The organism is Variovorax durovernensis, assembly GCF_977011995.1.
In genome coordinates, this window is record NZ_CDRNCW010000001.1 from 1,187,086 (window position 1) to 1,204,834 (window position 17,749).

Annotated in this window: 16 protein-coding genes and 1 tRNA gene; 4 read left to right on the forward strand and 13 right to left on the reverse strand. The window is 66.9% G+C overall.

The annotated features are described in order from the left end of the window. Positions 1 to 15: 15 nt before the first annotated feature. On the reverse strand, positions 16 to 1,542 hold the full coding sequence (locus ACWV14_RS05520; RefSeq protein ID WP_454907787.1) for a hypothetical protein: 1,527 nt from the start codon (positions 1,540 to 1,542) through the stop codon (positions 16 to 18). Positions 1,543 to 1,803: 261 nt separating this feature from the next. Between ACWV14_RS05520 and ACWV14_RS05525 the strand changes: the two genes are divergently transcribed. Both ACWV14_RS05525 and ACWV14_RS05530 read left to right on the forward strand, forming a co-directional pair. Beyond that, positions 1,804 to 2,067 (forward strand): hypothetical protein, encoded by a 264-nt coding sequence (locus ACWV14_RS05525; protein WP_454907786.1) that lies wholly within the window; start codon positions 1,804 to 1,806, stop codon positions 2,065 to 2,067. Between the two features lie 32 nt (positions 2,068 to 2,099). Next, on the forward strand, positions 2,100 to 2,417 hold the full coding sequence (locus ACWV14_RS05530) for a hypothetical protein (RefSeq protein WP_422084985.1): 318 nt from the start codon (positions 2,100 to 2,102) through the stop codon (positions 2,415 to 2,417). A gap of 9 nt (positions 2,418 to 2,426) precedes the next feature. Here the strand turns inward: ACWV14_RS05530 and ACWV14_RS05535 are convergent, their stop codons facing one another. From ACWV14_RS05535 to ACWV14_RS05545, 3 genes are all read right to left on the reverse strand, one after another. After that, complete coding sequence (locus ACWV14_RS05535) at positions 2,427 to 4,112, reverse strand: methyl-accepting chemotaxis protein (RefSeq protein ID WP_454907785.1); 1,686 nt, start codon at positions 4,110 to 4,112, stop codon at positions 2,427 to 2,429. A 119-nt stretch (positions 4,113 to 4,231) separates the two neighbouring features. Next, complete coding sequence (locus ACWV14_RS05540; protein WP_454907784.1) at positions 4,232 to 4,903, reverse strand: site-2 protease family protein; 672 nt, start codon at positions 4,901 to 4,903, stop codon at positions 4,232 to 4,234. Positions 4,904 to 5,010: 107 nt separating this feature from the next. Continuing rightward, positions 5,011 to 5,259, reverse strand: a complete 249-nt coding sequence (locus ACWV14_RS05545; RefSeq protein ID WP_454907783.1) for a hypothetical protein — start codon at positions 5,257 to 5,259, stop codon at positions 5,011 to 5,013. A 455-nt stretch (positions 5,260 to 5,714) separates the two neighbouring features. Between ACWV14_RS05545 and ACWV14_RS05550 the strand changes: the two genes are divergently transcribed. After that, positions 5,715 to 6,128, forward strand: coding sequence for a hypothetical protein (locus ACWV14_RS05550; protein WP_454907782.1), 414 nt, complete (start codon positions 5,715 to 5,717; stop codon positions 6,126 to 6,128). A 157-nt stretch (positions 6,129 to 6,285) separates the two neighbouring features. Here the strand turns inward: ACWV14_RS05550 and ACWV14_RS05555 are convergent. The 8 genes from ACWV14_RS05555 to ACWV14_RS05590 form a co-directional block, all read right to left on the reverse strand. Beyond that, positions 6,286 to 6,360: transfer RNA gene (locus ACWV14_RS05555), tRNA-Arg, on the reverse strand. Positions 6,361 to 6,438: 78 nt separating this feature from the next. Continuing rightward, positions 6,439 to 7,068, reverse strand: coding sequence for a hypothetical protein (locus ACWV14_RS05560; protein ID WP_454907781.1), 630 nt, complete (start codon positions 7,066 to 7,068; stop codon positions 6,439 to 6,441). 85 nt (positions 7,069 to 7,153) lie between these two features. Then, positions 7,154 to 11,242, reverse strand: a complete 4,089-nt coding sequence (locus tag ACWV14_RS05565) for a translocation/assembly module TamB domain-containing protein (protein ID WP_454907780.1) — start codon at positions 11,240 to 11,242, stop codon at positions 7,154 to 7,156. Between the two features lie 10 nt (positions 11,243 to 11,252). After that, positions 11,253 to 13,190: an autotransporter assembly complex protein TamA gene (locus ACWV14_RS05570; protein WP_454907779.1), complete on the reverse strand. Its 1,938-nt coding sequence runs from the start codon at positions 13,188 to 13,190 to the stop codon at positions 11,253 to 11,255. 67 nt (positions 13,191 to 13,257) lie between these two features. After that, positions 13,258 to 14,445, reverse strand: coding sequence for a vWA domain-containing protein (locus tag ACWV14_RS05575; RefSeq protein ID WP_422084996.1), 1,188 nt, complete (start codon positions 14,443 to 14,445; stop codon positions 13,258 to 13,260). 25 nt (positions 14,446 to 14,470) lie between these two features. Further along, positions 14,471 to 15,058 (reverse strand): GNAT family N-acetyltransferase, encoded by a 588-nt coding sequence (locus tag ACWV14_RS05580; RefSeq protein ID WP_454907778.1) that lies wholly within the window; start codon positions 15,056 to 15,058, stop codon positions 14,471 to 14,473. Positions 15,059 to 15,098: 40 nt separating this feature from the next. Then, the gene (locus tag ACWV14_RS05585) at positions 15,099 to 15,344 is read right to left on the reverse strand and encodes a hypothetical protein (RefSeq protein WP_422084998.1); all 246 of its coding nucleotides are present in this window, start codon (positions 15,342 to 15,344) and stop codon (positions 15,099 to 15,101) included. A gap of 4 nt (positions 15,345 to 15,348) precedes the next feature. After that, complete coding sequence (locus ACWV14_RS05590) at positions 15,349 to 16,203, reverse strand: AAA family ATPase (RefSeq protein WP_422084999.1); 855 nt, start codon at positions 16,201 to 16,203, stop codon at positions 15,349 to 15,351. Positions 16,204 to 16,363: 160 nt separating this feature from the next. Between ACWV14_RS05590 and ACWV14_RS05595 the strand changes: the two genes are divergently transcribed. Beyond that, positions 16,364 to 17,056, forward strand: coding sequence for a c-type cytochrome (locus tag ACWV14_RS05595; protein WP_454907777.1), 693 nt, complete (start codon positions 16,364 to 16,366; stop codon positions 17,054 to 17,056). Between the two features lie 68 nt (positions 17,057 to 17,124). Here the strand turns inward: ACWV14_RS05595 and pcaG are convergent, their stop codons facing one another. After that, the gene (gene pcaG / locus ACWV14_RS05600) at positions 17,125 to 17,733 is read right to left on the reverse strand and encodes a protocatechuate 3,4-dioxygenase subunit alpha (protein WP_422085000.1); all 609 of its coding nucleotides are present in this window, start codon (positions 17,731 to 17,733) and stop codon (positions 17,125 to 17,127) included. Between the last annotated feature and the right edge of the window lie 16 nt (positions 17,734 to 17,749).

The window sequence follows — 17,749 nt, forward strand, 5'->3', positions numbered from 1 at the left end:
GGGGGCTTGCTGCGCTCAGAAGTTCTTCAGCGTGTCCAGCTGTAGTTGTGTCAGGCCGCGCTGGTAGAGCACGTCGGTGCGGAAGTTCGTGGCAATGGCGGCGGCCTGCGTGTCCACCTCGGTGGCGCGGGCCGCGGTGCTCGTGGCGCCGATCCAGGTGTTCGTGCCCGCCAGGATCAGGAAGTTGGCCAGCGTGATCGTGCCACCGGCCGGCACCGTGATGTCGAATTGCACCCTCACCACGCCGTCGCCGTCCGATGTGTTGAGCGTCGAGGTAGAGGTGTAGTCGACGCTGTCCGCCGCGCCGAAGACGAAGCCCGCGTCGCGGCTCTGACCATTGCCGTCCCACACCGTCAGCCCTTTCAGCGGCGCGCCAGCCGGCGGGTAGATCACGCCGGCGCCGTTGGAGCCAAGGAAACTGGCATACGTCACCTTGGCCGTGATGGACGATGCCGTGGGGTTGTGGAAGGTGTCCGTCATGCGCCCCCACGACTGGTTGGGTTGTGCGTAGAAGGTGCGCTGCACCTCGAGATTGCGCAGCGTCCTGATGGCCGAGCGGACGTTCTGCACGCCGCGCGTCTGCGACACGGTCCAGCCGGACAGGCCGGCGCGGAAGTCGCCGTTGACGATGAACTCGCGGGGCGGACGTGCGTTGTCACTCACCGACACCATCTCGATGGACGTGCCTTGGCCACGGTTGCATTGTTCGAACGACAGCACGACCTCCTGGCCGGCGAATTCAGTGAGCCGGACGTACCCCCACGAGCCTGACTGGACGCCGGCTTCGGTCTTGAAGATCGTCTTGAGCATCCTACCGCTGGGGTCGCGCACCACCACCTGCATGAAGGCCGGCTCCGAGACGCCATCGCCGTTGCCAACGAAGTTGCCGCGCTCCACGCCCCATATGCCGCTCCAGCTGAAGTCCACTCGGCCAACGGCCTGCCGCAGGTCCAAGGTCTGCTGCAGCCGTGCATCGGGCACCGCATGCAGGAATGCCGCGACACCGTTCGATTGGAACTGCGGGTCGGTCGTGGTCGAGACGACCTTCATGCCGTCTGCCTCCGTCATCTCGGGGCCCAGCGCTGTCAGCTCGCTGAACTTCTGGTCGTTGTCGAAGCCCTCCGACCTGCTGTCCACTTTCACATTCAATGCCAGCGCACCCGCGAACTGGCTGTTCCAGCCATCCCCGATGCAGAAGTCGGGCCGCAGGTCCCAGAAGTTCGCCTGGCCGGGGCCGACGCCGGCATCGTTGTCTTTGTTGACGATGCTTTGCGTGAGGATGGTCGCTGCAGGCAGCAAGGTCGGCGTTGCAAGCTCGGGGCCGGCCGGCGGCGCCGGTGGGTTGGGTGCGGGCGGTACCGGCGGTTGCGGCGCGGGCGGCAGCGGCGCGGAAGGCTCGCCCGGGGCGGGGGCGGGGGCGGGGGCGGGCGGCGCACCGACCGGTGGAAAGACGAGGCCACCGCCACCTCCGCTGCCACCGCCACCGCATCCGCTCAACACCGCGATGCCCACTGCGCTGAGCGCAAACCTTCTCCGATCCATGTTCGATCTCCTCGTTGATTCTTCTGAAGACAGTTCCAATGCGGCGCACCGATCGCTGCCGCGAGGCGCCGATTGAAACGGCTTTGATGTCTTCGGACCATCACGGAAACGGGGGATGAGGCAGGCCATGCGCCGCGCCAATTAACCCGTTCATGGGATTGACGCTGCCGGCGCCGTCGCGACACTGGAGCCGCCAAAAAAACAATCCATGGACACGCCCGCCCGCATGGCGCCGGGCAGTTCCAGAGCTCTCGCGTACCCTTGACCTCACATCCCATTTCCGTCGACCTGAAGGGCGGCTGGTCCTGCTCGTTCCACTTCAAGCAAGGCGTGAGCGGCGGCTATGCCGGCGTGGCCGAGATCGCGCTGGACGGCCTGCGGCATGGCGAGGTCGTGATCATGGCCCAGCCCTCGCTCGATGCCGCCGTCGAGCGCTTGAAGCTGCGGGCCAGCCAGTTCGTCAGCGTGCGGTCGGTCGACGGGGTGCACAAGCCGTGGCGGGAGCGGACCGAAGCGCAAAAGTAATATCCGGCCTCGACAACACCGGAGCAGCAGGCATGGGACGGATCTTCTTCATCGGCATCGTCATGGCCGCCGCCGCGTGCGCGGCATCCGCCCAGACGCGCAAGCCGTTTCCACCCGGCGTGGTGGGGGTGATGCGCATCGACGCCGGCACCGAGTACGTGTTTCTCGACCGGCCCACCACCGTGGGCGGCGCATGCAAGGGCTGGAAGGCGGTGTCGATCCAGGCGCCCGGCCCGGCGGGCTCGGGCATCACCAACCTCATGTGCTGGAAGGAATCGAACGGGCAGCTGCTGACCGCGACCGAAGCCAAGGTCACGCCGCAAATCGCCTCGATGGACCTGATTCGCTGAGGCGGCTGCTCAAGCCGGCAGCAGACGGTCTTTGGGCGTTGCCGACAGCCGCGCCTTGCGAGCCGAAGAAGAAGCATCCGCCCGTGCCGGCAGCCACTGCGCATCTTGCTGCGCGGCCTCGCTGTCGCCCGGCAGCACGAACTGGCTGATCAGCGCTTCGAGGCTGCGTGCCTGGTCGCGCAGGCCTTGCGATGCGGCGGCCGACTCTTCCACCAGCGCCGAGTTCTGCTGCGTCATGCGGTCCAGCCGCGAGACCGCGGTGTTGATCTGGCCGATGTCTCGCGTCTGCGCGTGCGTGGCCTCGGTGATGTCGTTCACCGTGCCCGCCACCTGCTGGATCGACGCCATGATGCGGCTCATCGTCTGGCCCGCGTTGTCGGCCAGCTGCGTGCCGGCCTCGATGCGCTGCACCGAGTTCTCGATCAGCCCCTTGATCTCGCGCGCCGCCGCCGCCGAGCGCGTGGCCAGCTGCCGCACCTCCGCCGCCACCACCGCGAAGCCCCGGCCCGAATCGCCGGCGCGCGCGGCTTCCACCGCCGCGTTGAGCGCGAGGATGTTCGTCTGAAAGGCGATGCCGTCGATCACGCCGATGATGTCCGCCATCTTGTGCGACGCGCGGTGAATGTCCTGCATCGTGCCGACCACCTGCGACACCACCTCGCCGCCTTGCGCCGCCACCGTGGCCGCGGCGCCCGCCATCTGCTCGGCCCGGCCCGCCGCCTCGCTCGACTGCGCCACGTTGTGCATCACCAGCTCCAGCGCGGCGGCCGTCTGCTGCAGGCTCGACGCGGCCTCTTCCGTGCGCGATGAGAGTTCCGAATTGCCCTGCGCCATGTCGCCGGCCGCCACGCGCACGTTCTGCACCGACTCGCGCACCCGCTCGACCAGTTCGCGCAGCGCGCCCTGCATCGCGCCCAGCGCCTGCAGCATCTGCCCGGCCTCGTCGCGTGCGTGGCCTTCGATGTCTTGCCGCAGGTCGAGGCTGGCCACGCGCTGCGCCGTTTCTCCGGCCGCGCGGATCGGCCTGCTGATGCTGCGCACCAGCCACTGCGCCAGCACCGCGCCCACCAGCAGCGCCGCCGCGCAGAACACCACCAGCGCCAGCCGCGCCGAAGCGCTCAGGCCGTCGATGCGGGTGTCGGCTGCGTCCATGGCGTCGCGCTGCGCCTGCGCGAGCCTGGACACCGCCGCCAGCAGCGCGGCCGAGCCCGGCTGGAAGCGCTGCGAATAGACGTTGCGGATGCGCTCCGTCAGGCCCGAATCTCGCGCCGCGATCAGCTCTTTCACGGTCGCCTTGAAGCCGGTGCCCGCGGTTTCGATCTGCGCGAGCAGCGCGCGGTCGGGCTCCGACTTCAGGCGCTGGTCGACCTGCTGCATCAGCTCGTTGTATTGCTTCTCCGTCGCCTGGATGTCGGCGGCCAGGATCTCGCCGACCTCGGGCTCGGAGCTCAGCGCCATCGCCTTGTAGCGCTCGGCATTGATCGCCTGCAGGCGATAGGCATCGACCACCAGGCGTTCAGACACGCCGTTCTGCTGGATGGCTTCATGCGTGGCGCCAGTCACCTTGGCCAGCGACCAGATGCCGATGCCCGAGCCCGCGAGGGTCAGCAGCAGCACGACGCTGAAAGTGGCCAGCAGCCGGCGGCCGAGGATGTTGAGGGAGCGGGGAGGGCGTGGGGCGGTGGCAGAAGTCACGGGGGCTGCGATGAAGAAGGCTGGGAACGTTCCCGCGCCCGATTGGAGCCGTGCCGTGTTACCAGTAATTAACAGTTGGGGCCGCAGGGCTTTGCGGCCTTGTTTTCTTCATCTTTTCTTCAGCGTGCGAGGAACACGCCGATGGCCACGATCCATGTCGCGCCCAGCGCTATTGCCAGCCACGCAGACCATTGCATCAGCAGTTCTTTCCAGCGCGGCTGATCGTGCGGGCATGGGTCGAGCAACGTAAGCAAGGCCTGGCCGCCGCCCATGGTCGGCAGCGGAAGCAGGTTCAGCGCGGCGAACTTCGCGGCGAGCATGCCGAGCAACGATGCGAAGCCGAGCGACCCCACATTCGTCGCGCCGCCGAGCAGATGCTGCGCGGTGGAGAGCGGCGAGAGAGCGCCCGTGACGATCTGCGGAAAGCCGTTGACGAGGCTGCTCCATGCCGCGTCGGGCCGCAACGCGAAGGCCACGGCGATGAGCGCGGCAATGCCCGACAGCGGCAGCAGCACGCGCACCGCGCGCGGCTGGGTGTCGAAGGCGTCGTCGGCCCAATCGGGCGCGGCATCGTCCGGCTTGGTGTCGGTGAGCGTGTTCTTGAGCACGACAGCGCCGCCGAACGGCAACGCGCGCAGGCGGAAGATGCCCACGGACAGCAGAGTCGGGCCAAAGCCCAGCGACACCTCTCGGACTGCGATGCCGAGCACGCGGGCGAGGACGGCCATCACGGTGGTGTGAAGCGCGGCCAGCAGGGCGATGGCGGCGATGAACTGCAGGGCGAGGGACATGGGGGGAAGGCAGGGAACACGAGCAAGTGCTTGCGGTGCGGGCGATGTTAGCTTTGGGGATCGCCGTTGCTGACGGGGCCGCACCGCAGCCGCCTGCTGCCTGTCCCTTATCGCTCTCGAGGGATGCAGACCTGGATCAGGTTCATCACTTCTCTTGCCAATTCAGAGGCAAGCCAGAACACATTGCCGCGATGTTCGGGGCCTGCATCTTCCTGCTGTGGTGGGCCGTTGCCGTGGCAGTAGCAGAGCAGCGAGTAGAGCTGCGTGCTCTTTTCCTCCAGGAGCGTTGCCGCGTCGCGCGGGGCCTCTGCGTGAGCTACGGGCGTGGAGGGGCGGGCTATATTCCGGGTAGCCATTTGGGGTGCATCCTTTCCAAGGTTGGGCACTTCACTTGGTCAGACGGCCGGGGTGTTGACGCATCCCGGCCGTCGCCTTTTAAGACCTCGCATTTGCATCGATGCGGCTATGCGCCGATGACCCGCTGCGAGGCGGTGCGGTTCATTCGTTCAGGTGCTTGAAGGGGATGCGCTCCTTGCCCACTTGGTGGGGTGTCGGGTGACGAGGGCGTTTACTGTAGAGAGGAACGGGGCTGCATAGGCAACGGGAAATGCCCAGTACTTCTCGGAACGGATGGGAAAGTGATTCGGGGAGATGTCACGTCACAAAGGGCTGACCTTTGTTGATTGCCAGCCGGTTCGGCGGGCCGTTCTGAGCGAGGAAGTCTGGAATCGGCTGGCCTTACGATCAAAGCCAGGTCTGATATCTCGCCCGGCAGCAAAGTACCGTGCTGGGCGCTAACGAATCCGAATCCATGCTCCAGTACACAACCATCCAATTCGGCCTTCCTTCGACTGATACCGCTGACATCGGCCGCGTCGACAACGCTGAAGCAGCCATTGCGCTTGTCAGATCGGTTGATTGGCGAAGTGTCATGGGGGCGTGGCACGAAACCCAGGAGGGGCCGTTGCCAGCCATCGTCTTCCAGGCTCCGAGCGCCAAGGCTGAGTTGTACGTGAGTCATGTGCCGATGGATGCAGCGCCCTACGATCAGGTGCACTTCGTGCGGACCGAAAAGGCTGGATGGCTGCGCTCCCGGAAAATCACGATCACAGCAGAGGTGCATTCGCACGCACTGCTCGCACAATGCCTTGCCGATTGGGAAGCCGAGCGCTGGGAGTCGCTTGCGCAGCGCTTGCGCGACCAGGGGGTGAATGTGCTTGACTGAGCTCGGGCGGGCTCGTCGATGCGTGAGGGCGAGCCGCTTGCCCTTCATCTGCCGAGCAAACGTGTCTCCGTGAGAGGCGGCGGGGCAAAGAAAAACCCGCAACGCCTTGAAGCGTGCGGGTTTCTGATGTTGGATGAGACGCCGTGATTCGGGTCTTTGGTGCCTTCGACAGGAATCGAACCTGTATCTGAGTCTTAGGAGGACCCCGTTCTATCCATTGAACTACGAAGACGGCGGTACGCTGGCAAGAGCCGAACGACGCGGCGCAGTTTAGCGCGTCTGGAACCGGTCCCGCCTGGACGTGTGTTGTTTACCTGATGTTCGACAGAAGATCTTGCTCCAACAGTCCAGTCGACCGGCAGTTGACGGCCTCCATATTCTCAGGACGCGGGAAACTGGCTGCGGTATTCGTGTTGAATGCAATGCTGTTGGATGTGTTGACGGAGCGTCCATTGACGTCGCGCACGGTATGGTCAAGCTTCAAGACATATCGCGTGTTGGCTGAGACGCGTGTCTGCTCTGGGCCGATCTCTTCAAAAATCAGGTTGACGCGCCCGTCGAGATTCATCTGCCTGCTCAGAAAGAACAGATTGGATGTCATGACCTCGTATTCCATCTGCTGCTTCGCTGCCGGGAAGTCGTAAGTGCGTTCACCGCGCGCGTTCTTGACGTACGAGATGATGCGGCCACAGTCCACATACTTTTCCGGGTCACCCGAATAGCTGATGTTGATCAGACCCGACGACTTGTCCAGGTTGTTGATGACGAAAAATTCCTTGCCCAATTGGGGCACCGCTGCATCCCAGACGGCCTGGCGTGACTTGTTGATGATCTTCGTGTTTTCCACGGCCGTCGGAGCCTTGGGGCGTACGTAGTCCATTTTTCCGGCGCAGCCAGCGATAACAGCCAGGGAAATGACTGCGGTAGCGACTCTGATCATTTTTTCTCCTCGTTGAGCCGTTACTGTAACAAGAGCTCACCTTTGATTCGACGGGAATAACGCCAAGTCCGTGGGGCTCTCGCCCTCAGTCGTACTTCACCGTATAGATCAGATCCAGCCCGCTCGTCTGCCCCGCCTGCCCCCGCAGCGTGAGCTTGGTCGTCAGGTCATAGAAGATGAACAGCGTGCCGAAGGTCCCGCCGATGCTGCGCTCGTACGTGATGTAGAAGTCCTTCGACAGCCGCTTGCCCAGCGTCACCGCCGATTCGCGCAGGTCGCCCCCGCTGCCCGGTCCCTTGAAGCCCAGTTCGTCCAGCCCGAAGCGGCTGGCCAGGCTGCCGCCTGAGCCGCTGCCGCCGATCTTGCCGAGCAGCGACAGCGCGGCCTGCTGCAGCAGCGCCGATTCGCCGCCGCTGGTGGCCGATGCGCGTCCCAGAATCACCCATGACAGGGTTTCTGCGTCCGACAGGGCGGGCTCGGAGTACAGCTTCACGCGCGGCGACTGCGCGGTGCCGGTGATCTGCACGCCCGCGCGCTGCGACAGGTTCGGGCGAATGGCCAGGATGTCCAGCGCGGGGTTGTCGAAGGGGCCGTTGAAGCGGGCCACGCCGGTTTCCACGTCGAGTTGCTGACCGTAGGCGCGGTACTGGCCTTTCACGGTCTTCACCTCGCCGGTGATGCGTGGCGGGGCGTTCAGCCGGGTGCTGCGGATTTCCAGGTTGCCTTCCAGGCGGGTGGTGATGCCGCGGCCCTGCACCGCGAAGTCGTCGCCCAGGTCGAAGTTGACGACGATGTCCGGCGGCTTGGCGGTCTGCGGCTTCGCGGCCTGGGCATCGGCACGCTCCGATTCGCGCTGTGCCGCCTCGGCGGCCTCGCGGTCCTTGGCGGCGGAGCGCACGACGACGTCGCTGCCCAGGCTGGGCGCGGTTTCGTCGGGCAGGATGATGACGGCGCGGTCGGTCTTGAGCTTGCCGCGCACGGTGAACTGGCCGTTGTCCAGCCTGGCCTGCAGGTCGCCCGACAGCGTGACTTGCCTGTCGGTGCGCACCAGCACGCGCAGCGCGCGCAACTGGCCCTGAATGGCCATGCGCACGCCCGATGCAGTGCCGCTGGCCGGGCCCCAGCTGAGGTCGCCGGTGGCCGACAGCGTGCCGCCGTCGGAGCGGGCCTCGCTGGCCGCGGTGCTGCGGTTGCCGCTCTGGCCGGCAATGCGCGCGGAGCTGCCGGCGCCGCCCTTGAGCGTGAATTCGGTGATTTCCACGCGCTCGCCGTTCAGCGAGGCGCGCAGCCGGCCGTCGCGCAGGTCCAGCCCTTCGACGGGCGCGCGCAGCGCGAGCTTGTCGGCGCCCAGCGTGCCGTTCCAGCCCGGCACGGCGCGGTTGCCCGACAGGGTGGCGGCGGCGTCGAGCGTGCCGGCAATGCGCCAGCCCGGCGGCGCCAGCATCGACCACACGCCCAGGTTGGGCAGGCTGGCCTTGATGGTGCCGCCCAGCGGCGCGTCGGGCGCCCACTGCCAGCCGCCGGCGCGCTGCTGTACGCGTGTGTCGATGTCGGCGTTGATCTTGCCGGCGCGTTCGCTGTCCCACGCCAGGGTGGCGCGCACGGCGTCGCCCTGCGCATCGAGCCGCAGCTCCGCCTGGCGCAGGCCGGCCGGGGTGCTGGGGGCCTCCACGCCGTTGGGGGCGGTGGCGGAGTTCATGGTGCGTTCGCTGGCGGTGCCCGTGCCGGTGCTCACGATGCGCGTGACCAGCGCGGCCTCGCCGGCCTGCACGCGGATGTCGCCGCTCTGGCGCGCGATGCGGGCCTTGGCACGCAGCGTGTCGCCGGCGTCGATGTCCCAGTCGCCGTCGAACATCAGGTCGCCGCTGATGCCGTATTCGCCCAGCGTGGTGTTGGCGCCGAGCGCGCCGGCCCAGGCCATGGGCAGGCCCTGCAGCTGGCCCTTGGACTGCACGCGGAACACGCGGTTGGGCGCCGTGCCGCTCTGGCTGAAGCGCAGCGGCTGCCAGTCGATGCGCACGGTGCCGGGCACGGGGCCGCGCAGGGTGGCCGCGGCGGCGGAGGCTTCGACGTCCAGGCGCGCGGCATTGCCGCTGGTGCTGCGGATGGTGGCCGTCACTTCGCGGCTCAGTTCCAGCACCCAGGGGGCGCCGGGGCGGGCGCTGTCCTGCGCCTGCAGGCGCAGGCTGGCGAGCGCGGCGCGCCACTGGTCGGTGCCAGCGAGACCGCCGCTGGCGCGGGTGTCGATGGTGAATTTCTGGGTGCCGGTGGTGGCTTCGCCTTGCAGGGTGAGGCTGGCTTGCGCGAGGCTGCCAGCGAGTTCGGCGCGCAGGCCGTTCAGCTGCACGGCGGTGGCGGCGGCGCCGGGCTCCGAGGCCGGCAGGTGCAGGTCGAGCCGGGGCACGCCGAGCATGGCCTTGAGCGTGGGCTCGGCAATGCCGCGCTGCGCCGGCGCGTTCGCGTTCTGCAGGCGGCGCTGGATGGTCTGCCAGCCGCCCTGCCAGCTTGCGTCGAGCTTGGCCGAGCCCTTGGCGCTGGCGTTCGCGAACACGTTCGACAGCCCCGGCAGGCCCTGCACCCAGCGCTGTACGGCGTCGGCATCGTCGATGCTGGCCTTGATGTCGCCGCCGCCGGTGGTGGGCGCGATGCGGCCTTCGACCTGCGCGCTGCCGCCCGGCAGCACGAGGTTGAGCTTGCCGCTGCCGGCCTGGTCCGCCACGCGCACCTGCAGCTTGCCGTCGAGGCTGGCGCGCTGTGCTTCGATGCGCAGCGTGCGCAGGTCGAGCACCTGGTCTTTCCACTGGCCCTGGGCCAGCGCGCGGTCGAGCGCGAAGCCGGGCAGCGCCTTGTTGCCGGCGCCGCCTTCGGCGCGCAGCGCGGCGTCGAAGCTGATGGTGCTTTCTTTCTGCTCCGCCTTGATCGTGCCGCTCACCGGCGCGCCGGAAAGCTCGCTGTACAGCGCGCCGGGCCGCACGCCGCGCACGGTGGCCTGGGCCTGCCAGGGGGCGGGCGCGGGGCTCCACTTGCCGGCCGCGTCGATGCGGCCGCCGCCTGCGCGCACGGTGGCTTCGGGAATGGTCCAGCTGGTGCCGTCGAAACCGACGCGGGCCTGCACCTGTTCGACCGGGAGCTTCTCCTCGTCCCACGGGCCGGCCACGCTGTTGCGGATGTCGGCCGAGGCCTTCCATGCGGCCGGGCCGGTGTCGGCGTCGGGCGTGAGTTCGACGGTGCCGGTGAGCCGGGTCTCCGGCGCGCCGGGCCACAGGCTGGAGGCGTCCACGTTGCGCAGGTCGGCCTTGGCATCGATCACCGGCTGCGGCAGCCACGGCGCGATCTGCGCCTGCAGCCTGGCTTCCATCGGGGCGTCGGCGTTTTCCTCGGCGGGCTTGAGCTCGGCGGCCACTTGCAGGCGGGCCTCGGTGCCTGCGAGCGTGCCCTTGGCGGTGGCTTCGGCCAGCACGTCGATGTCGTGGTCTTCGGCCAGCGGCGCTTTCACGCGACCGTTGAGCGAGGCGTCGATCGCCATTGGCGCGGGGCCCTGCAGCTTGACGCGCGCGCTGTAGTGGCCGTCGGCAATGTCCACGCCCTTGACCTCGAGCGCATGCTCGGCGGCCTTGTAGCTGTAGCTGCCCGACAGGTTGAGCGCCTGCAGCGCGGGCGGGCCGGCCCAGCGCACTTCGTCGATGCGAAAGGGCACGTCGACGTCGACCGGAAGCGCGAGCTGCTGCAGCGGCTCTGTGGGCTTGTCGCTCGGCGGGCCGCGCTTTTCTATCAGCACCTGCCTGGCATGCACCTCGCCGAGCTGCACCTTGCGCTGGAACAGCGGCGCGAGCTGCCAGCCGATGGTGGCGTCGTTCACTTCGACGGCGATGCTTTCGCTCTGGTACTTGAGCCAGCCGATGTGGCCGCCGGTGCGCAGCGAGCCGGTGACGTCGCGGCTTTCCAGCGTCTGCCCGGCCGGCAGCCGCTGCGCCGCCTGTGCGAGCGCGAAGGCCAGCGACTTGTTCGAACCCAGCCACCACCACGCGCCCGCGCCCAGCAGCAGCACGGCCACGAGAAGGCCGAGCACGGTCCAGGCGAATGCGCGCAGCGCGCGGCGAGTGCGCGAGCGCCGCACGGCGGGGGGCGGCGTCGGCGTGGCGGCGGGATCGGTGTTGTTGGCGTCGGTCTGCATCGGCAGGCAATCAGAAGTTGAAGCCGAGGCGGAAGTGCAGGCGGAATCTCTTGCTGTCCACGCCGTAGGCGAGGTCGGCCTGCACCGGCCCCACCGGGCTGCGCCAGCGCGCACCCACGCCCACGCCCACCTTGGGCTTGAGCTCGGCGGGCTTGTCGGCCACGGCGCCGGCATCGACGAACATCACGCTCTCCCAGTCGGTGAGCTTGTTGTTGTAGACGAAGGGGCGCTGCCACTCGACGCTCGCCACGCCCAGGTAGCGGCCGGCCACGGTCGTGCCGTCGGCGCGAACGGTGCCGATCTGCTTGTAGCTGTAGCCGCGCACGGTGGTGTCGCCGCCGGTCAGGAACATCAGCGTGGAGGGGATCTGCGCGGTGTCCTTGGCCGCCACCGCGCCGCCTTCGAGCCGCAGTTGCAGGCGGCTGCGGCGCGCGTTGGTTTCCTTGTCGTCGCTCGAGCCCAGCGGCACCACGCCGAGCCAGCGGGCGTAGGTGCGGGTGAAGGGCGTCTGCTCGCCGGTGAGCGTGTAGCCCGCAGCCACTTCGAGCGCAAGGCCGAAGCCGCGCGAGGGCGCGGAGTTGTTGTCGAAGTAGCGCCCGGTCCAGCCCCAGTTGGCGGTGACGGCGGAGGCCGAGGGCGGTGCATTGGTGCCGCGGTTCTGCGAGTAGTCGTACTGCAGGAAGTAGCTGCGGTCGATGTGGTCGCTCGACTTGTTGCGCCCGCCGCGCAGGCGTCCGCTGTCGACAACGTAGCTGCCCGACTGCTCGCTTTTCAGCTCCGCGCCGGAAAACCAGCGCCAGCCGTGGTCGTCGGGAATGGCGTTGAGCTCGGTGCTGAGCGACTTGATGTCGCGGTCTACCGACAGTCGCGACACCGCGCGCCAGCCGAGCAGCGGCACCTGGTTGTGGATGTGGTCGACCGACAGGCGCGGGCCGTTGTCGGTGGTGAAGCCGGCGCCCAGCACCACCTTCTGCAACGGCGCCTCGCGCAGTTGCGCGATGACGGGCGCGGCCAGCGGGTTGCCGCTTTCGGTGTCGAGCGTGAGGAACACCGAATCGTAGTAGCCGCTGCTGGCCAGCCTCTGCTGGGCGTCGAGCAGCTTCTGCTGGTCGTAGTCCTGGCCGCTGGGCAGGCGGGCGATGCGGCGCGCGCCGTCGGGGTCGTAGCGCTGGATGCCGCGCAGCACCAGCGGACCGAACTTGTAGGCCGGCCCCGACTGGTAGGTGACGCTCAGGCGCGCTTCGTGGCGGTCGGCATCGACCTCGGCGCGGCTGATTTCGATGTTGCCGGTGGGAAAGCGCTTGGCCGTGAGGCTGCGCAGCGCGGTGGTCTTGGCCTCGTCCCAGGCCTGCTGGGTGAAGGGCTGGCCGGCGCGCAGGGCCCAGCCGGTGCGGATCGAATCGCGCTGGGCCTCGGCCGTGGCGTCATTGGCAATCGGGCCGCCGTAGCTGATCTGCACATTGCTCACCTTGGTGATCTCGCCGGGCGAGACGCTGATGACGATCTCGCGCGGGGCCTTGGCGCCCTGGGGCGTCTCGTTGAGTTCGAGCGTCAGCGTGGGGGTGAAGTAGCCCAGGGTGCCCAGCAGCTCGCGGGCATTGGCTTCGGCGGCCACCATGAGGCGGGAGATTTCGGTGGCGCCGAGGTCGTCGAGCTCGCGGTAGCGCTGGATTTCCAGGTGCAGCGCGAGGTAGTCGCGCACGGCCTCGGGGCCGCGCACGTCGACGGTGAAGGCGTCGCGCTTGTCTGCCTTGTCCTTCTTGTCGTCTGTGTTCTTGTCGTCTTTGGTGGTATCGGCGGCGCTGCCGCCGCGCACGAGGCCGGCCACGGGCTTGCCTTCGGACGGCTCCTTCTTCGGCAGCAGGCTGCAGCCTTGCAGAAGCAGGACGCCGGAAAAAAGCAAAGCCGGCCACCACGCCGGCAAGGAAACTGGAACCACCCTGAACATGGGCGGATTCTGACAGCAAGCCCGGCCGGTTCCTGAAGGCCCCGCCAGATCGCCGGCTTCGTCCTACTTACTTCGACAGCATGCGCATGGCCTCTTCGAGGCCGCGCAAGGTCAGCGGATACATGCGGTTGGACATGAGCTGCTGCATCACCGCGATGCTCTGGCGGTACTGCCACACGCCCTGCGGCTCGGGGTTGATCCACGCGAACTTGGGGAATGTGTGGGTGAGGCGCTGGATCCATTCCGCGCCGGCCTCTTCGTTGTTGTATTCGACGCTGCCGCCTGGCTGCAGGATCTCGTAGGGGCTCATGGTCGCGTCGCCGACGAAGATGAGCTTGTAGTCCTTGTTGTACTTGCGCAGGATGTCCCAGGTCGCGAACTTCTCGGAGAAGCGGCGCTTGTTGTTCTTCCACATGAAGTCGTACACGCAGTTGTGGAAGTAGAAGAATTCAAGATGCTTGAACTCGGTCTTCACGGCCGAGAACAGCTCTTCCACGCGCTGGATGTGCTCGTCCATGGTGCCGCCCACGTCCATCAGCAGCAGCACCTTGACGTTGTTGTGGCGCTCGGGCCGCATCTTGATGTCTAGGAAGCCGGCGTTGGCCGCGGTCGAATGGATGGTGTCGTCGAGGTCCAGCTCTTCCTCATGGCCCTCGCGCGCGAACTTGCGCAGCCGGCGCAGCGCGACCTTGATGTTGCGCGTGCCCAGCTCCTGCGTGTCGTCGTAGTCCTTGTAGGCGCGCTGGTCCCACACCTTCACGGCGCTCTTGTTCTTGCCCGCGCCGCCGATGCGGATGCCCTGCGGGTTGTAGCCGCCGTTGCCGAAGGGCGAGGTGCCGCCGGTGCCGATCCACTTGCTGCCGCCCTCGTGGCGTTCCTTCTGCTCCTCGAAGCGCTTCTTGAGCGTTTCCATGAGCTCGTCCCAGCCCATCTTCTCGATCTTGGCCTTCTCTTCGGCCGTGAACTCGCGCTCCAGCGTCTTCTTGAGCCAGTCGAGGGGCACTTCCTTGGTGAAGTCGGTCAGCATCTCCACGCCCTTGAAATAGGCGGCGAAGGCGCGGTCGAACTTGTCGTAGTGCTTCTCGTCCTTCACCAGCGCGGTGCGCGAGAGGTAGTAGAAATCGTCGATGCCGTAGGCGCCGTCGGAGTTCGGCCCCACCACGTCGGCCTGCAGGGCCTCGAGCAGCGTGAGGTATTCCTTGACCGACACCGGCAGCTTGGCCGAGCGCAGGGTGTAGAAAAAGTCGATGAGCATGGGGCGCTCCTTGTGTGTCTGTCAGTCAGCCGCGCGGCTTGTCGAGCAGGTACAGCAGCTGTGCCTTGACCTCGGGCCATTCGCCCGCGCGCAGGCTGTACATGACGGTGTCGCGGATGGTGCCGTCGCGGCGCATCGCATGGCCGCGGATCACGCCGTCTTTCTTCGCGCCCAGGCGCTCGATGGCGCGCTGCGACGCAAAGTTGAAGTTGTCGGTGCGCCAGCCCACCACGTTGCAGCCCAGCGCGTCGAAGGCATGCGTGAGCATCAGCAGCTTGCAGGTGGTGTTGACGTGGGTGCGCTGGCAGCGCGCGGCGTACCACGTGTAGCCGATCTCCACGCGCTTCACCGCCGGCAGGATGTCGTGAAAACTGGTGCTGCCGAGCACCGTGCCGGTGGCCTCGTCGGTCACGGCGAAGGCGAAGCGGTCGGCGGTCTTGAGCGCGGTCTCGATGTAGGCGCGCGTGTCCTGCGGCTCGGGCACGGAGGTGACGCGCAGCTTCCACAGTTCGCCGTCGGCGGCCGCGGCGCGCAGGCCTTCTTCGTGCGCGAGCGAGAGCGGCACCAGCGCGAGGCCGCGGGCCTTCAGCGTGACAGGTTCGACGAACGCCATCTTTTCTCCGGCTCTGTTCGAGGTTGAGCTTGCGCCGGCTTCAGCCGCGCGGATCGCCGTACTTGTGCACGTACCAGACGCGCGCAGCCTGTGCACCTGCACCGCCGCCCAGGCCGATCAGCGCAATGCCGAAGAGCTCGCGCTTGTTGTATTCGCCACTGCCGAAGGCGTCGAGGCCGAGCAGCAGCCCGAGCCCGCGACCGAGCATCGCGCCCACCATGAACAGCACCGCCTGGGCAATGCCCAGCTTCATGAGCTGCTTGGTGGAGTGTTTCTGGCCGCTCATGGGTTCAGCGGTTGTTGCGTTGCATGAAGACGAGCTTCTCGAAGAGCGTCACGTCCTGTTCGTTCTTGAGCAGCGCGCCCACCAGCGGCGGCACGGCGACCTTGTCGTCCTTGCTCTGCAGCGCCTCGAGCGGAATGTCTTCGGCCACCAGCAGCTTGAGCCAGTCGAGCAGCTCGGAGGTGGAGGGCTTCTTCTTCAGGCCGGGCAGGTTGCGCACGTCGTAGAAGGTCTTCATCGCGGCGGTGAGCAGCTCCTGCTTGAGGCCGGGGAAGTGCACCGCGACGATGTGCTTCATCGTCTCCGCGTCCGGGAACTTGATGTAGTGGAAGAAGCAGCGGCGCAGGAAGGCGTCGGGCAGTTCCTTCTCGTTGTTCGAGGTGATGAACACCACGGGCCGGTGCTTGGCGCGGATGAGTTCGCGCGTCTCGTAGCAGTAGAACTCCATGCGGTCGATTTCGCGCAGCAGGTCGTTCGGGAATTCGATGTCGGCCTTGTCGATCTCGTCGATCAGCAGCGCCACCGGCTGGTCGGCCGTGAAGGCCTGCCAGAGCACGCCCTTGATGATGTAGTTGTTGATGTCGCTGACGCGCTCGCCGCCGTCCAGGTCCTTGAGCTGCGAGTCGCGCAGGCGGCTCACCGCGTCGTATTCATACAGGCCCTGCTGTGCCTTGGTGGTTGACTTGATGTGCCACTGCAGCAGCGGCAGGCCGAGCGACTGTGCCACTTCCTCGGCCAGCATGGTCTTGCCGGTGCCGGGTTCGCCCTTGACGAGCAGAGGACGCTTGAGGGTGATGGCCGCGTTGACCGCGAGCATCAGGTCTTTCGTGGCGACGTAATTGTCTGAGCCCTGGAATTTCATGAGTGAGATGAGTGGGACTGAGGCCGGGGTGGAGAAAAGAACACACTCGATTTGCGTCGTGCGGCCTCAGGGTTGGCCTGCACAGGGTTCCAGGGGACCCCTGCATATAATCGAATGTTGATCCGAAAAACTGTACTCTCCACGAGATTGTGCGCGCAAAATGAACAAGTTGTTGACCACGATGTTTGCCCTTGCTGTCGCTTGCGTGACGGTCTCGGCTGAAGCCCAACAAGTCACTGGCAAGGCCCAGGACGGAGCAAAGAAGGTAGCCATGTGCGTGGGCTGCCACGGCATCATCGGCTACCAGGCCAGCTTCCCCGAGATCCACAAGGTGCCGATGATCGCCGGCCAAAGCGCCACCTACATCACGGCCGCGCTCACCGCGTACAAGGGCGGCGACCGCAAGCACCCCACCATGCGTGCCATTGCCGACACGCTCACCGAGCAGGACATTGCCGACCTCGCTGCCTACTACAGCCAGCTCGGCCTGAAGGACGGCGGCGCACCGCCCTCCACGCTGGCCAAGGCCACGCCCGCCAACGTCGAGGCGCTCATCACCCGCAACGCCGACAACAGCTGCACCAAGTGCCACGGCGCCAACTTCAACACGCCGAACGACGGCACCGTGCCCAAGCTGGCCGGCCAGCATGCCGACTACCTGTTCGTCGCGCTCAAGTCGTACCGCGTGAAGAACAACCCGCACCTCGGCCGCTCCAACGCGGTGATGGGCCAGCAGGTCGAAGAGAAGAAGTTCACCACGGCCGAGCTCAAGACGCTGGCCTCCTACATCAGCTCGCTGCCCGGCGAACTGAAGACGGTGCCCGAGTCGCGCATCCACCACGGCGCCGAATAAGCAGCCCCGGTTCAAAACAAAAATGCCCGCTGAGAGCGGGCATTTTTTTGTCCGGGATTTCCCTGAGATCAGATGTCGAAGAAGGCCGTCTCGTCCGTGCCTTGCATGCGGATGTCGAAGCGGTAGGTCACCGCGCCGCCTTGCTCCACGCGCTCCGCAATCAGCGTGTGACGGCGCTCGGCCGGCACGCTCTGCAGCACTGCGTCTTTCGCGTTGGCTTCGGCTTCGTCGCTGAAGTACACGCGCGTGAACGCATGCAGCAGCAGGCCGCGCATCAGCACGATCACGTTGATGTGCGGTGCTTCGCCGGGCGACTCGGCACCGGGCTTCACGGTGTGGAACACGAAGCGGTTGCCCTCGGTGGTGCCGGTGCCGACGCGGCCGAAGGCGCGAAAGCCGATGGCGCGCGCTTCTTCGGGCGTCTGCGGATAGCGGCCCTCGCCGTCGGGCTGGCTGATCTCGACCAGCGCGTCGTTGATCGGGTTGCCGTCGCCGTCGATCACGCGGCCTTCGAGGCGGATGCGCTGGCCGCTGGCGTTGTCGAGCGCGAGCACGGCATCGAAGGGCTGGTCGAAGTCGTAGCCGTACTGCGTGGCGGTGAGGCCGTAGGCGAAGTACGGGCCCACGGTTTGCGAGGGGGTCTGGCCGAAGTCGGCTTCCTGTGCGGTCATCAACATGGTTTGCGTCTCCTGG

Coding starts and splice junctions, on each gene's coding strand:
- pcaG (WP_422085000.1), bottom strand. CDS start 17,733: ATGTTGATGACCGCACAGGAAGCCGACTTCGGCCAGACCCCCTCGCAA.
- ACWV14_RS05570 (WP_454907779.1), bottom strand. CDS start 13,190: ATGTTCAGGGTGGTTCCAGTTTCCTTGCCGGCGTGGTGGCCGGCTTTG.
- ACWV14_RS05520 (WP_454907787.1), bottom strand. CDS start 1,542: ATGGATCGGAGAAGGTTTGCGCTCAGCGCAGTGGGCATCGCGGTGTTG.
- ACWV14_RS05580 (WP_454907778.1), bottom strand. CDS start 15,058: ATGGCGTTCGTCGAACCTGTCACGCTGAAGGCCCGCGGCCTCGCGCTG.
- ACWV14_RS05595 (WP_454907777.1), top strand. CDS start 16,364: ATGAACAAGTTGTTGACCACGATGTTTGCCCTTGCTGTCGCTTGCGTG.
- ACWV14_RS05540 (WP_454907784.1), bottom strand. CDS start 4,903: ATGTCCCTCGCCCTGCAGTTCATCGCCGCCATCGCCCTGCTGGCCGCG.
- ACWV14_RS05585 (WP_422084998.1), bottom strand. CDS start 15,344: ATGAGCGGCCAGAAACACTCCACCAAGCAGCTCATGAAGCTGGGCATT.
- ACWV14_RS05565 (WP_454907780.1), bottom strand. CDS start 11,242: ATGCAGACCGACGCCAACAACACCGATCCCGCCGCCACGCCGACGCCG.
- ACWV14_RS05545 (WP_454907783.1), bottom strand. CDS start 5,259: ATGGCTACCCGGAATATAGCCCGCCCCTCCACGCCCGTAGCTCACGCA.
- ACWV14_RS05530 (WP_422084985.1), top strand. CDS start 2,100: ATGGGACGGATCTTCTTCATCGGCATCGTCATGGCCGCCGCCGCGTGC.
- ACWV14_RS05575 (WP_422084996.1), bottom strand. CDS start 14,445: ATGCTCATCGACTTTTTCTACACCCTGCGCTCGGCCAAGCTGCCGGTG.
- ACWV14_RS05550 (WP_454907782.1), top strand. CDS start 5,715: ATGCTCCAGTACACAACCATCCAATTCGGCCTTCCTTCGACTGATACC.
- ACWV14_RS05590 (WP_422084999.1), bottom strand. CDS start 16,203: ATGAAATTCCAGGGCTCAGACAATTACGTCGCCACGAAAGACCTGATG.
- ACWV14_RS05560 (WP_454907781.1), bottom strand. CDS start 7,068: ATGATCAGAGTCGCTACCGCAGTCATTTCCCTGGCTGTTATCGCTGGC.